13 protein-coding genes are annotated in these 13,477 nt (G+C 73.4%); 11 read left to right on the forward strand and 2 right to left on the reverse strand.

The genetic code is table 11. The features are described from left to right. Positions 1-10 precede the first annotated feature (10 nt). Both HII36_RS12165 and HII36_RS12170 read left to right on the forward strand, forming a co-directional pair. Positions 11-925, forward strand: coding sequence for an ADP-ribosylglycohydrolase family protein (locus HII36_RS12165; protein ID WP_407940781.1), 915 nt, complete (start codon positions 11-13; stop codon positions 923-925). Positions 926-1,071: 146 nt separating this feature from the next. Beyond that, positions 1,072-2,520 carry an MDR family MFS transporter gene (locus HII36_RS12170; RefSeq protein WP_173523235.1) on the forward strand — a complete coding sequence of 483 codons (1,449 nt, stop codon included), beginning with the start codon at positions 1,072-1,074 and terminating at the stop codon, positions 2,518-2,520. Here the strand turns inward: HII36_RS12170 and HII36_RS12175 are convergent. Further along, on the reverse strand, positions 2,492-3,424 hold the full coding sequence (locus tag HII36_RS12175; RefSeq protein WP_217369429.1) for an alpha/beta fold hydrolase: 933 nt from the start codon (positions 3,422-3,424) through the stop codon (positions 2,492-2,494). The two genes, HII36_RS12170 and HII36_RS12175, sit on opposite strands and share 29 nt — an antisense overlap. 83 nt (positions 3,425-3,507) lie before the next feature. Here HII36_RS12175 and HII36_RS12180 point away from each other — a divergent pair, with 83 nt between their 5' ends. Continuing rightward, positions 3,508-4,935 carry a vWA domain-containing protein gene (locus HII36_RS12180; RefSeq protein WP_173523236.1) on the forward strand — a complete coding sequence of 476 codons (1,428 nt, stop codon included), beginning with the start codon at positions 3,508-3,510 and terminating at the stop codon, positions 4,933-4,935. Between the two features lie 2 nt (positions 4,936-4,937). Then, a complete protein-coding gene (locus tag HII36_RS12185) occupies positions 4,938-6,506 on the forward strand; it encodes a hypothetical protein (RefSeq protein ID WP_173523237.1) in 1,569 nt (522 codons plus the stop codon). Between the two features lie 23 nt (positions 6,507-6,529). Here HII36_RS12185 and HII36_RS12190 read toward each other — a convergent pair whose 3' ends face one another. Then, on the reverse strand, positions 6,530-7,810 hold the full coding sequence (locus HII36_RS12190) for a short-chain dehydrogenase (RefSeq protein WP_173523238.1): 1,281 nt from the start codon (positions 7,808-7,810) through the stop codon (positions 6,530-6,532). Between the two features lie 59 nt (positions 7,811-7,869). Between HII36_RS12190 and HII36_RS55660 the strand changes: the two genes are divergently transcribed. The 7 genes from HII36_RS55660 (at position 7,870) to HII36_RS12220 (ending at position 13,466) form a co-directional block, all read left to right on the forward strand. Further along, positions 7,870-8,538, forward strand: coding sequence for a hypothetical protein (locus HII36_RS55660; protein WP_217369430.1), 669 nt, complete (start codon positions 7,870-7,872; stop codon positions 8,536-8,538). After that, positions 8,463-9,635, forward strand: a complete 1,173-nt coding sequence (locus HII36_RS12195) for an AAA family ATPase (RefSeq protein ID WP_217369431.1) — start codon at positions 8,463-8,465, stop codon at positions 9,633-9,635. Before HII36_RS55660 ends, HII36_RS12195 begins: the two co-directional genes overlap by 76 nt. 69 nt (positions 9,636-9,704) lie before the next feature. Next, the gene (locus HII36_RS12200) at positions 9,705-10,241 is read left to right on the forward strand and encodes a hypothetical protein (RefSeq protein WP_173523239.1); all 537 of its coding nucleotides are present in this window, start codon (positions 9,705-9,707) and stop codon (positions 10,239-10,241) included. After that, positions 10,241-11,179 carry a DUF4097 family beta strand repeat-containing protein gene (locus tag HII36_RS12205; protein ID WP_236003415.1) on the forward strand — a complete coding sequence of 313 codons (939 nt, stop codon included), beginning with the start codon at positions 10,241-10,243 and terminating at the stop codon, positions 11,177-11,179. Before HII36_RS12200 ends, HII36_RS12205 begins: the two co-directional genes overlap by 1 nt. 18 nt (positions 11,180-11,197) lie before the next feature. Then, positions 11,198-12,163, forward strand: a complete 966-nt coding sequence (locus HII36_RS12210; RefSeq protein ID WP_173523240.1) for an ATP-binding cassette domain-containing protein — start codon at positions 11,198-11,200, stop codon at positions 12,161-12,163. Continuing rightward, on the forward strand, positions 12,160-12,963 hold the full coding sequence (locus tag HII36_RS12215) for an ABC transporter permease (RefSeq protein WP_173523241.1): 804 nt from the start codon (positions 12,160-12,162) through the stop codon (positions 12,961-12,963). The genes HII36_RS12210 and HII36_RS12215 overlap by 4 nt, the downstream gene beginning before the upstream one ends. Next, positions 12,960-13,466, forward strand: a complete 507-nt coding sequence (locus tag HII36_RS12220; RefSeq protein ID WP_173523242.1) for a DUF1707 SHOCT-like domain-containing protein — start codon at positions 12,960-12,962, stop codon at positions 13,464-13,466. Before HII36_RS12215 ends, HII36_RS12220 begins: the two co-directional genes overlap by 4 nt. Positions 13,467-13,477 lie beyond the last annotated feature (11 nt).

Below are 13,477 nucleotides of genomic sequence, written 5' to 3' on the forward strand. Positions count from 1 at the left end.
GTACCCGACAATGGGGGTGATGTCCGCCCATCCCCGCGCCCGGGCCACCGCCTCCCTTCTCGGCTTGGCACTCGGCGACGCCTTCGGTTCCCAGTTCTTCGTCCCGGCCAACCGCCCCAGCCTGTCCGCCCGTCTGCTCCCGCCCGGCCCATGGCAGTGGACGGACGACACCGAGATGGCCTGCTCCGTCCATCGCGTCCTGACCGAGCACGGCGTCATCGACCAGGACGCGCTGGCCACCGGCTTCGCCGTCCGCCACGACTTCGACCGCGGCTACGGCCCGGCGACCAACCGCATGCTCCGCCTGGTCCGCGAGGGCGGCGACTGGCGGGCGCTGGCCGACGAACTGTTCGACGGCCAGGGCTCGTGGGGCAACGGCGCCGCGATGCGCGTGGCGCCGCTCGGCGCCTGGTTCGCCGGTGACCTTCCCCAGGCCGTCCGGCAGGCCGCGCTGTCGGCGCGGGTCACCCACACGCATCCGGAGGCGGTGGCCGGCGCGATCGCCGTCGCCGTGGCCACGGCGCTGACGGTCGCGGAACCCGGGCTGCCCGCCGGGCACTTCCTCGACCGGGTGGCGGAACGCGTGCCCGCCGGGCTCGTCCACGACGGGCTCGCCGAGGCGCGGCAGCTCCTCACCATCGGCGACCCCGTGCTCGCCGCCCGGATGCTCGGGAACGGGCGGCAGGTCAGCGCGCACGACACGGTCCCGTTCACCCTCTGGGTGGCCGCCCGCCACCGCCACGACGTCGAAGCGGCCCTGTGGACCGCCGCGGCGGCCGGCGGGGACGTGGACACCACGTGCGCCATCGTCGGCGGGATCGTCGCGGCGGGCGAGCACGTCTCCCTGCCGCGGGAGTGGACCCGGCGGTGCGAGCCCCTGCCGGGCTGGGCGGGCATCCCGAACCTGCCTTCCGACGGCGGCTAGGGTGCGCCGGGCTCAGGCCCGCCGCCTTGCCGCGGACGATCGTCATGACGCGGATGATGTGTCGCCGGCGTCGCTTGACTTCATGTTGACATGAACTTGCAGACTTGCCTCCACGTCAAGCGATCACCCCTGATCGGAGGCACGAGATGTCGTACGCGAACCACACCAGGACCATCACCGAGACCCCGTCCAAGGGCGGCGGCAGCGTGCCGCTCGCCACGGCCGGCCTGCTGATCGGCATGCTGCTGTCGGTCCTGGACCAGACGGTGGTGGCCATCGCCCTGCCCGACATCGCCGCCGACCTGGGCGGCATGGACGCGATCGGCTGGATCGTCACCACCTACCTCCTGGCCTCGACCGCGACGGGCACGCTCTACGGCCGCGTCAGCGACAGGTTCGGCCGGCGGCCGGTGTTCCTCGTCGCGGTGGCCGCCTTCGTCGTGGGCTCGGCGCTGTCCGGACTGGCCCAGAGCATGCCCCAGCTGATCGCCGCCAGGACCTTCCAGGGTCTCGGCGCGGGCGCGCTGTTCGTCCTGCCCACGATCACGCTGTCCGAGCTGTACCCGCAACGGCTGCGCAGCAGGGTCCAGGGGTTCACCGGCGGCGTGTTCGCGCTGGCCAGCGTGGGCGGCCCGCTGGCCGGCGGCGCGATCACCGACGCCTGGGGCTGGCGCTGGATCTTCTACGTCAACCTGCCGCTCGGCCTGCTCGCCATGGCGCTCACCGCCTACGCGCTGCGGCTGCCCAAGCCCAAAGCGACCGGCCCGGACGGCCTGGGCGGCGCTGGGAACGGCAGGGTCGATCTGGCCGGGGCCGTGCTGCTGGCGGGCGCGACGGTGAGCCTGCTGCTGGTCGCGGAGTGGGGAGGCCGCACCCACGCCTGGACGTCCGGGGTCGTGCTGGCCCTGGCCGGCGCCACGGTGACGCTGGCAGCCCTGTTCGTGTGGCGCGAGCGGCGCGCGGCCAGTCCGCTGCTGCCCCTGCGGCTGTTCGCCGATCCCGCCCTGCGCGTCGTGCTGCCCGCCACCGCGCTGCTCGGCGCGCTGCTCGGCGGATCGCTCGTCTACCTGCCCACCTATCTCCAGACCGCGTTCGGGATGGGCGCCACCCAGGCGGGCCTGGCGCTCAACCCGTACGTGGTGACGTTCATCGCCGTCTCCTCGCTCGCCGGGGCCAGGATCGGCGCGAGCGGCCGGTTCAAGCCGTACCTGCTGGCCGGATCGGCGATCGCGGCGCTGGGGTTCGTGCTGCTGAGCCTGCTCACCCCGGACACCCCCTATGCCGTGCTGGCCGTGGAGCTGGCGGTGCTGGGCGCCGGGTTCGGGCTGCTGATGCAGAACCTGGTGGTCGTCGCGCAGAACGCGGCCGCCCCCGCGGACCTGGGCGCCGTCACCTCCGCCGCGGTGTCCGTGCGCGGGCTGGGCCTCGCGCTCGGCGTGGCGGTGTTCGGCACCCTGCTCACCCGCGAGCTCCAGGGGCGCCCTCCCGGCCCGGCGTCGATCGCCGCCGCGATCCCGGAGGTCCTGTTCTGGGGCGCGCCGGCGGCCGTCGTCCTGACCGCGCTGCTCACCCTGCTGCCGCGCGCTCGGCGGTGACGTCGGCGACGAAGGCCGCCAGCTGCGCGGCGCACTCGGCCGCGTGGGTCTCCAGCAGGAGATGCCCGGCGTCGTAGACGTGCATCTCCAGCCGGTCCAGCTCCCTGGCGTAACCCATGATCTCCGCCAGGTCGAAGAACGGGTCGTGCCGCCCCCAGAGCAGCAGGCACGGCGGCTGGTGTGTCAGGTGGTAGTCGGTCAGCTCGCCGAACCTGGCGACGTGGGCGGCGTAGTCGGTGAAGAGCCGGAACTGGGCTTCGAGATTGCCCGGCCGCGACATCCGCGCCCAGTCCAGGTGCCAGGGCTCGGGCGGCTGCAGCAGGCGTACGCGCTCGGGCAGCCCGCCCAGGTACTGCTCGCGGGTGCCTTCGAAGTTCAGCCACTCGGGCAGCCTGGCCCGGTTGGCCTCGGACGGATCGGCCCAGTAGGCGCGGGCGGTGTCCCACTGGCCGCCCAGGCCGTCCTCGTGGGCGTTGCCGTTCTGCACGATGATCCCGAGTACCCGCTCGGGACGCCGGGTGGCGAGGTGGTAGCCGACAGGGGCCCCGAAATCGTGCAGGTAGACGAAGAACTCCTCGACGCCGAGCCGCTTGAGGAACGCCTCGACGGTGTCGGCCAGGTTGGCGAAGGTGTAGTCGTACTCGTCGACGCCGGGCGCGGCGGAGAACCCGAAGCCGGGCAGGTCCGGGGCGATGACCCGGCTCACCCGGGCCAGCGGCGCGAGCACGTCCCTGAAGGAGTGCGAGGAGCTGGGGAAGCCGTGCAGCAGCAGCACGCAGGGTTTGTCCGGCGTGCCGGCCTCACGGTAGAAGACGTCGAGCCCGTCCACGTCGAGACTGCGGTGGCGCGGCTTGTCGGTCACCTGCATCTGCCCGGCCTCCCTGCCTGGGTTCGGTCCTGCCATCACGGCTCCTGCCCGCCGACGCGGACGACTCACGGGCGGAAACCCGGTTGGTGCCGCACGTCCGGTTCCGCCACGCTTGACCGATGGCGTACGGGGAGAGAGGCAGGCCCAGGCTCCCGGTCGTGGCGCTGAGCGACCGGCGGGCCCTGGAGCGCTGGCGGCCGGCCGACGAGGAGACGGTGGCCAGGGCGCGGCGGCTGAAGGATCAGGCGCTGCTCGACCTCGGCATGACGCACAGCACGATCGCGTCCTGGATCTACAGCAAGTGCTCGCACCAGATCCCGACCACGGCCGTGGACACCGCGGCCGTGCTCGCCTCCGGCGACGGCACCTGCCTGCTCCTCTACAACCCGGACTTCTTCGTCGCGCTGGGGTTGGAAGGCGTGCGCTTCGTGCTCTTCCACGAGGCCCGCCACCTGGTGCAGCGGCATCTCTTCGCCGATCCGGACCTGCGCGACGACCCGGTGTTCACGCTGGCCTGCGAGGTGACGATCAACCACGTCGCCATGGTGCGGCTGGGCCAGGCGGGGTTGCCGGAGATCGACGGCGAGCCGGTCGGCGTCGATCCCCGCGAGATCTACCGCGCCTACCTGGCCGACCTCACCGCGCAGGGCCTCGACCCGCTCGGATATGACCGGTTCCTGGCCACGGACATGAACGTCTATCGGGAGCTGCGCCGTATGCGGAACCCGCCGGTGCCGCCGCCGCTCTGCGTGCACCTGCTGCTGGAGGGCGCCGGGCTCGATCAGGAGACCGTGGACAGGATCGGCTCCGACGTGCTGCGCAGCGTGCTGATCTCGGCCAGGCGCGGCGGCGCGCTCGCGCACGGGGAACTGCTCGACCTGCTCGACCGCACCCGCGACGCCGGGGAGCGGGTGGCCAGGCTGTGGGGCGATCTCGGCGCGGACCGGCTGCGCGGCCACACGGTCGCCACCCGCCGGGTGGACTGGTGGCAGCAGTGGCTGGTGGACGTGCTGGCCTCGAAACTCCGTCCGGGCGAGCGGCTGGTCTACCCGAAGAAGCGCGGCGCGCTGCTGGCCGCGCTCGGGCACGACCCGATACTGGCCAGGCGCGGCCCGGAGCGGGTGAAGCGGCTGGTGATCGCCCTCGACACGTCCGGGTCGATGCCGGACCGGGTGGTGCGCTGGCTGACCGAGCTGGTCGGGCGGATCGACGGGGTCGAGGCGCACTGGCTGAGCTTCGACGGCGCGATCATGCCGTTCCGTCCCGGCGAGCGCGTCCATGGCGGTGGCGGCACGAACTTCGCCCTGGTACGCGACTACGTGGAAGGCCGGCACCCGGTGGCCGGCGAACGGTTCGACGAACACCCGGACGCGGTGATCGTGCTCACCGACGGCCACGCCCCGCCGATCGTCCCGGCCGAGCCGGACAAGTGGATCTGGCTGATCACCCCGGACGGCGACGACTGGCCGGAGCGGCAGCGTCCGCCGATGGCCTGCCACCGCGTCCGCCCGGTGGCGGCCGATGAGCCCAGCCCCTACGGTGTCTGATCGTGAAAGCGAAAGCCACCGTCACCTCCGTCAGGGCCAGGGACATGCGGGCGTGCGCCGCCGGACTGCTGCGCTTCGCCGCCCCCGACGAGGTCGACGCCCTGCTCGGCGATCCGCTCGCCCGCGGCGCCTCCGTCAGCTACGGCCTGCTCAACCGGGCCGTGGCCGAGTCCCTGCTGCGCCGGCCAGGCGCCAGGCGCCTGCCGCTGGCGGCGGAGCTGCTTCATCCGGCGTCGTCCCTGCTCGGCCTCTTGCTGGAGCTGGACGATCCCCGGGTCAACGGAGAGTTGTTCCTGTCCGGCGAGATGCCGCGCAACCTGCGCAGGCAGCTCGCGCACCAGACCTCCCGCCGCGACGGCGTCACCCCGCTGCCCCTGCCCGGACATGTGCTGGACCAGGCCGCGGGCACGCAGCGGCACCTGAACCTGCTGCTGCACGCGGCCGACCCCGGCACGGCCGGCCCGGCGCTCAGGCGGCTCGGCAGGGGCGCCGATCCGCACGGCGCGATCCGGGCCTGCCGCACCCTGCTGGACGCCGGGCACACCGCCGAGCTCGCCGAACTGGTGGAGCTGCGGCTGCTGCCGGAGGCCCGCTGGGGTCCCGGCGGGTCGGAGCCGAGCGTGAGCGCGTACGCGCGGGCGGCCCTGACCGGTTCTGCGGGCGCGGCGCGGCTGCGCGAGGTGAGCGAGCGCGTGCGGCGGGCCGGTCGGCTGCGCTCGGTCGCCGAGCTGGCCGACGCCGACGCCTGCGCGCCGTCCGGCGAAGGACGGCTGGTCCGCTCGGTCGTGCACCGCAGGCACCCGGCGATCTTCCCGGTGGACTGGGCGGCGCTGCTGGACGGCGAGCCGGAGCGGCGCCGCCGCGAGGGTCCGCTGCCCTACCGCGCGGCCCGGCTGCTGGCCCAGCGCGTCGATGCGCCCGAGGAACTGCTGCTTCTGGCCATCGCCGATCATCCGGAGCTCGCGCCGCTGGCGCCCAGCCCGTCGCCCGCGCTGCTCGCCCTGGTCCGCGACCACCTGCCGGTCGTCGGCGCGGCGGCGCTGGTGAAGGTCGCCGGGAACGGCCAGGTCGCGGGCACGATCACGGTCGAGCGGATCGCCGCCGTCCTGCCGCCCGAGGCGCTCGACCGGTACGCGGAGTCGCTGTGGCTGCCCGGCCTGCGCGGCACGGCGGCGCTACGCGTGCTGCTCGGCAGGGACGGCGACGTGCCGCTGCGCCCGTTCGTCACCGACGAGACCGGCTTCGGCACGCGTCGCCGGCTGCGGATTCCCGGCGAGCGGGCCCACTGGGACGCGGAGGCGATTTACGGCCCGCACGTGGCGGACGAGCTGCGGCGGCTCGGCGAGCTCAGCGCCGACGAGGTGCTGTCCATGGTCACGCCCGACGCCGTCCTCGCGCCCCGGCCGGACGCGATGCCCGACCTCAGGGTGCTGCGGCGGCTGGCCGAGCTGGTCCACGTGCACCTCGGGGGGCGGCCCGAGGCGTGGATGGTGGCGCTGCGGCTGCTCCAGGAGGGCTTCGTCGGCACCCTGCCCGAGCTGCTGGCCACGGCGGGCGCGGTGGCGGCCTGACCTGTCGCCGGGGAACGGCCCGGTCACCACGGGACGACGCGGTAGTCCTTGAGCAGGCAGCCGTACGCCGGGTCGCCGGCCTCGCCCCGCACGATCGGGTCGTACACGCGGGCGGCGGCGTCCACCGCGTCCAGCGGGGTCCGGAACCCGGCCGCCGCCCTGCGCCGCTGGTCGGGCTCCGGCTGCTGGTCGGAGAACCAGCCCGGGTCCACGCTGGTCACGAACACCCCGGCGGCGGCCAGCTCGGCGGCGCTGGTGAGCGTCAGCATGTTGAGCGCGGCCTTGGCCATGTTGGTGTGCGGGTGCTCGGGCCCCTTGTACGTCCGGTCGAACTGGCCTTCGGCGGCCGAGACGTTCACCACGTACCTGCGGGGGTGCGGCGAGCGTTCGAGCAGCGGGCGCAGCCTGCCGATCAGCAGGAACGGCGCGGTCACGTTGATGAGCTGCACCTCGATCAGCTCCACCGGGTCGATCTCGTGCACCAGCCGGGTCCAGGAGTTGTCCGGCGAGTGGTCGGGCAGCAGGCCGGAGACGTCCACGGTCCCCCCGGGCAGTTCAAGCGGCACGTGGCCCGCGGGCAGCTCGGCCCGCTGCTCGCCGGCGAGCAGCGCCTCGTAGGCGGCGGCGGGCGGGCGCACGGTCTGGGCGGCCAGGTTGACCAGGATGTCCAGCGGCTCGCCTGCCGTCACCTGCTCGTCGCACCACCGCACCAGCGAGGGGATGTCACGCAGGTCCATGCCGGTGACGGTGAGCCGGTCGGCCCACCGGGCGGAGTCGGGGACGGCGGCGAAGCGGCGGCGCGCGTCCTGCGGGAACCGGGTGAGCGCGGTCACGGCGGCGCCGTCGCGCAGCAGCTTGAGCACCAGCTCGAACCCGGCCTTGACCCGGCCGCCGGTGACGATGGCCCGCCGGCCGGTGAGGTCGGTGCGGGCCGCGCGCCTGGTGTCGTTCTCGGCGGCGCACACCGGGCAGAGCCGGTCGTTGCGCGCGCCGGACCTGCGGAAGTGGGCCTTGCACACGTAACACCTGCTGAGCCGGTCGAGGCCGGCCAACGCCGCGGGCGGCGGCGCGAGCGGCAGGACGGCGGCCGGCTCGGCGACCGGGCCCGGCGCCGTCGCGGTGATCAGAGCCGCCACGTCCTCGGTGACGCGCCGCCGCCGCTTCCTGTCCCGCTCGTTCTGGCGCGTCCGCTTGGTGAACGCGCTGACCGCGTGCTGGACCCGGACGAGATCGGGATCGTCGCCGGACGCCTCGGCCAGTTCGGACAGCACCCGCAGGCACGTCCGCAGATCATCCTCACGCACAAATCAGATGATATTGGCGGGTCGGTCCCGCTCTACTGGGATACATGGGAGGAACACGGGTGACGTCGACGCTGACCGACTTCATCGACGCGATGATCGATCTGGGCATCACCGGCCAGATCTTCGGCGCGCACGGCATCGGCAAGACCTCGACGTTCTTCTCGCACCTGCGCGGCAGGTACCGGCTGGTGTACGTGCCGGCCGCCAACCTGACCCCCGACGACCTGCTCGTCAACGCCCCGGTACGGCAGGACGGCGAGCTCGTCCTGCGCCAGCTCATCATGCGGCAGCTCAAGCCGGGGCGTCCGTTCGTCCTGCTCATCGACGACTCGCTGCAGGCCGGTGACACCATCCAGGCGCAGCTCATGCAGATCGCCTGCTCGTGGACGCTGGGCGAGCACGACCTGCGCGCGCTCGGCTGCGCGGGCGTGTTCCTCACCGACAACGAGTCACTCGCCGAGACCGCCGCGCGCCGCTCGGACCTGGCGATCCTGGACCGGATGGCGACCGTGCGGATCACCGCGGCCGACACGGGGTGGCGGCGGGCGCTGGCACGCAAGTTCGGCGACGTGGACCTGTCCGGGTCTTCCGCGAGTGGGCCGCGCTGCCGGCCGAGCTGCGTCACCTGTTCTCGCCGCGCACGCTGGAGCACGTGCTCGACTGCGCGCTGGCCGGGCTGCCGCCGCACTGGGGGTTGCCGCTGGTCGACGGCCGGCGGCTGCGCCTGACCGTACCCGACGAGGACGGCACGCCCGGCCGGGACGAGGCGCCGGCGCTGCTGGAGCGGATCGTCGCGGAGCTGCGCCGCGCGGGCGCCGACGTGCCCGCGCCCGGGCACCTGCCCGACGCGGTGCGCCGGGTGGTCCGCGAGGCGCTGCGGCGGCGCTGGGCGGTGCTGGTCCAGGGCCCGCCGGGCTGCGGCAAGACCGAGGTGGTCAAGGAGGTGGTGCGGGAGGAGCTGGGCCGCGACCCGCTCTACTTCTCGCTGCCGGTGACGAACGTCGAGGATCTGTGCGTGCCGCTGCCCACCGCCGACGGCACGCTCGACAACCTGCTGGCCGGCGTCTTCACCGGCCAGGAGCCGAAGGCGATCGTCTGGGACGAGTACAACCGGCCCAAGGACCGTTCGACCTTCGCCAGGCTGATGGAGATCACCCAGGAGTGGTCGCTGGCCGGGCGGCGCATCGAGGGGCTGCAGGCCCAGGTCGCGCTGCAGAATCCGCCGTACCATCTGGGCCGCAAGCTGCTGGTCTCGCGTAACACGATCGCGCAGGCGTCCCGTTTCACGGTCTCGCTGGACATCGGCCCGGACGACATCCCGGCCAACGAATGGCTGATCGGCCGGTACGGCGCGGTGGCGGAGACCGTCCTGGAGTGGTGGAAGAACGACATCGACGACGAAGGGCGCGCCTGGATCACCAAGCGCACGCTGGAGCGGCTGATCAGGCTGCACGGGCGCGGGCTGCCGCTGGAGATGGCCAAGATCTACCTGGGCGACGGCGAGTACGCGCCGGTGCCGCTCACCGACCTGGAGGCCAGGCTCGCCTCCCGCCAGGTGACCGGGCTCCGCGAGCTGGCCGACGACCTGGACGGCTGGGCCGAACGGCTGCGCCTGGCCGCCGACGAGGGCCCGGAGGGCACGGACGCCAGCGACGTGGTGCACCGGGTGCTGGCCAACGCCGAGCTCCCGCAGCTCCGCGCCCACCGCGGCACGGCCGCGCGGCTGGCCCCGCTGCTGCCGCCCAAGCTCAAGGCCACCTACCTGGTGGGCGTCGACGGCGAACGCCAGCGCTTCTGGATCGAGATCTTCACCGCGGGCCGATGACACCATCATGACGCCATGTCCGCCACCAACTCCATTGTCATGACGCCATAGTGATGTCATGATGGCGTCATGGACCTTGCGCCGTATGTCGATCACCTTCGCCGCGAGCTCGCCGTCACCGCGGGCGCGGGTGGTGAGGAAGCTCGCGCGCTGGCGGAGCGGCTTGCCGCGACGCTCGAGTCGGCCGCCCGGCTCGCGCTGCTCGAAGCCCTGTCCGCCGCCGCGGACGAGATCACCCAGGACCTCGCGCCCGGGTCGGTCGAGGTGCGGCTGCGCGGCCGCGACCCGGCCTTCGTCGTGACGCCACCGCCGAGCACCCGCTCGTTCGCGACGGAAGCGGCGGAAGGCGCGGCCGAGCGGCCGCCGGCTCCCCCGCCACCGCCGGTGCCCGACGCCGACGAAGGGGGCACGTCGCGGATCTCGCTGCGGGTCCCCGAGCACCTGAAGCCGCGCATCGACGAGGCCGCCGCCAGGGACGGGCTGTCGGTCAACGCCTGGCTGGTCCGCGCCGTCTCGGCCGCGCTCGACCCCGGTGACGCCGGCCGCCGTGCCGGCCGGCGTCCCGCCCCGCAGACCGGCAACCGCTACAGCGGCTGGGTGCGGTGATGACCATGGCCACCCACGACGAGGGGACCGCAGTGCCGACCTTCGACACCCCGGAACCGATCCTGGCCCACATCGACCTGGCGGCCGACACCGTCCGCGTCAGCGCGGGCGAGCGTGCCGACACCGTCGTCGAGATCCGGCCCGGCGACCGGCACAACGAGGCCGACGTACGCGCCGCCGAGCAGACCTACGTCGAGTACGCCGCCGGCCGGCTCGTGGTGCGCGCCGGCAAGGAGCGCACCGGCGCGGGCTCCGGGTGGGGCCTCTCGCTCGGCAGGCTCGTCGAGTCGCCGGCGGACTGGGCACGCTCGCTGCTGCACGGCCCCGGCTCGGTCGAGGTGTCGATCCACCTGCCGGCCGGCTCGCGTATCGACGCCAAGTCTGTCGGGACCGTCGTGTGCCGGGGCCCGCTCGACGACGTCGAGGTCACCACCTCCTACGGCGACATCCGGGTCGAGCAGGCCGAGCGGCTGCGGGTGAAGAGCACGTACGGCGACATCTCGGTCGGCCGCGTCCACGGCCACGCCGACGTCACGAACAACCACGGCGGCATCCAGGTCGACGAGATCGGCGGCACCGCCCACGTCAAGACCTCCCACGGCGACGTCCGGCTCGGCCGGGTGGCCGGCGAGCTGCGGCTGAGCAGCGCGCACGGCGACATCACGGTCGACCAGGCGCTGTCCGGCGTGGCCGCCAAGACCGCGCACGCCGGTCTGCGCATCGGCGAGGCGGTGTCCGGCTCGATCGTCATGGAGACCTCCGGCGGCGGCCTGGATCTCGGCATCCGGCCGGGCACCGCCGCCTGGCTCGACGTGAGCTCCACGTACGGCACCGTGCACGTCTCACTCGACCCCGGCGCCGCGCCCGACGAGACGGACCAGGTCGTCGAGGTGCGGGCGCACACCGATCACGGCGTCATCACCGTCCACCGTTCCTGACACCCCCGAGGAGATCTCATGCCTGACGCGATCAAGGCCGAGGGCCTGGTCAAGAAGTACGGCGGCGTGGCCGCGCTCGACGGGATGAGCCTGACCGTCCCCGAGGGGACGGTGTTCGGGCTGCTCGGCCCGAACGGCGCGGGCAAGACCACCACCGTCCGGATCCTGACCACGCTCCTGAAGCCGGACGCCGGCCACGCCACGGTCGCCGGGCTCGACGTGGTGCGCGACGCCGACCGGCTGCGCGCCCGCATCGGCGCCTCCGGCCAGTACGCGGCCGTGGACGACCACCTCACCGGCGCCGAGAACCTGGAGATGGTCGGCCGTCTCTACCACCTGGGCACCAGGCCCAGCCGGCAGCGCGCCCGCGAGCTGCTGGAGCGCTTCGACCTGACCGACGCCGCCGACCGTCCGGTGCAGGGCTACTCCGGCGGCATGCGGCGGCGGCTCGACCTGGCCGGCGCGCTGGTCGCCAACCCGCCCGTGCTGTTCCTGGACGAGCCCACCACCGGGCTCGACCCCCGGGCCAGGATCGGCCTGTGGGAGGTGATCGCCGAGCTCGTCGCCGAGGGCACCACGGTACTGCTCACCACGCAGTACCTGGAGGAGGCCGACCGGCTCGCCAACCGCATCGCGGTCGTCGACCACGGCCGGGTGATCGCGCTCGGCACCGCCGACGAGCTGAAGGACCAGGTCGGCGGCGACAGGATCGAGCTGTCGCTGACCGACGCGGCGCAGCTGGGCACCGCCGCCAGGGCGCTGGCCCCGCTGGCGCTCGGCGACCTGCGGATCGACTCCGCCGCGCTGCAGGTGACGATCCCGGTGGCGGGCGGCGTGGCCACGCTCACCAAGGCGCTCGGCCACCTGGCCGCCGAGCGGATCACCGTACGCGACGCCGGTCTGCGCCGGCCCACCCTGGACGACGTGTTCCTGAGCCTCACGGGACACCAGGCCGACGAGACGACCGAGGAGACCGTCCGATGAACGCGCTCAACCTTGCCGTCGCCGACGGCATCACCATCGCCAAGCGCAACGCGCTGAAGATCCGCAGGGCCCCCGACCTGCTGGGCGGCGTGATCATGCTGCCGACCGTGTTCGTGCTGCTGTTCACCTTCGTCTTTGGCAGCATGGTCGACCTGCCCGGCATCTCGTACGGCGAATACCTGCTGCCCGGCATCTTCGTCATGACGATCGTGACGAGCGGGCAGATCACCGGCTACACGCTGACGCTGGACCTGCAGAAGGGCATCTTCGACCGGTTCCGCACGCTGCCGATGTCGCCGTCGGCGGTGCTCACCGGGCAGACCGTCAGCGACGTGATCATGAACGTGACCAGCATCGTCACGATGGCGCTGGTCGGGCTGCTGGTCGGCTGGCGGATCAACGGCTCGCCGATGGAGGCCGTGCTCGGGTTCCTGATGCTGATCCTGTTCTCGTACGCGTTCTCCTGGGTGACGGCCACGGTCGCGCTGGCCCTGCGCACCCCCGAGGTGTTCAACAACGTCGCGACCATCCTGTCGTTCCCGCTGGTCTTCCTGTCCAACGCCTTCGTCGACAGCGCCAGGCTGCCCGGGCCGCTGAGGCTGATCGCCGAGTGGAACCCGGTCTCCACGCTGGTCCAGGGCGCGCGCGAGCTGTTCGGCAACACCAGCCCGGCCATCCCCCGGCCCACCGCCTGGCCGCTGCAGCACGCGGTTCCGGTGTCGCTGCTGTGGTCGGTGGTGCTCCTGGTCGTGTTCGTGCCGCTGGCCACGCGTCTGTACAAGAGAGCCGTCAGCCGGTGAACGCCTCCTTCGGCCCCGATCGGGAGCGGGCGGTGGAGCTGGTCCAGCAGGCGTACGCGGACGGCCGGCTCGGCCCGGACGAGCTGGAGCGGCGGCTCGAACTGGCGCTCACCGCCACGACCTCGCAGGAACTGCGGCCGATCGTGGCCGACCTGCCCGACGACGTGGTCACGATCACGAACACCGGCGGGCGCATCGTCCGCGAGGGCGACTGGCAGGTCCCGCGCCGGCTGCGCGTCGAGTCCGTGTACGGCCGGGTGCGGCTCGACCTGTCCAGTGCGTACGTCCCGCACAGTTGGATCGACATCGAGCTCCGGCTCGCCTACGGCGGCGCGACGATCATCCTGCCGCCCGGCGCGAGCGCGAACGTCGACGGGGTGCACCTGCAGTGGGGCCGGATGACCTGCAAGGTGCCCGGCCGGCCGTGTCCTGGCGCGCTGCACGTCCGCCTGACCGGCGAGCTCCCCTACGGCCGCCTGACCGTCCGCACCGGGCGCGGGTGAGACGCGCGCCC

This window comes from Nonomuraea antri (assembly GCF_013283785.1).
GTDB lineage: Bacteria > Actinomycetota > Actinomycetes > Streptosporangiales > Streptosporangiaceae > Nonomuraea > Nonomuraea antri.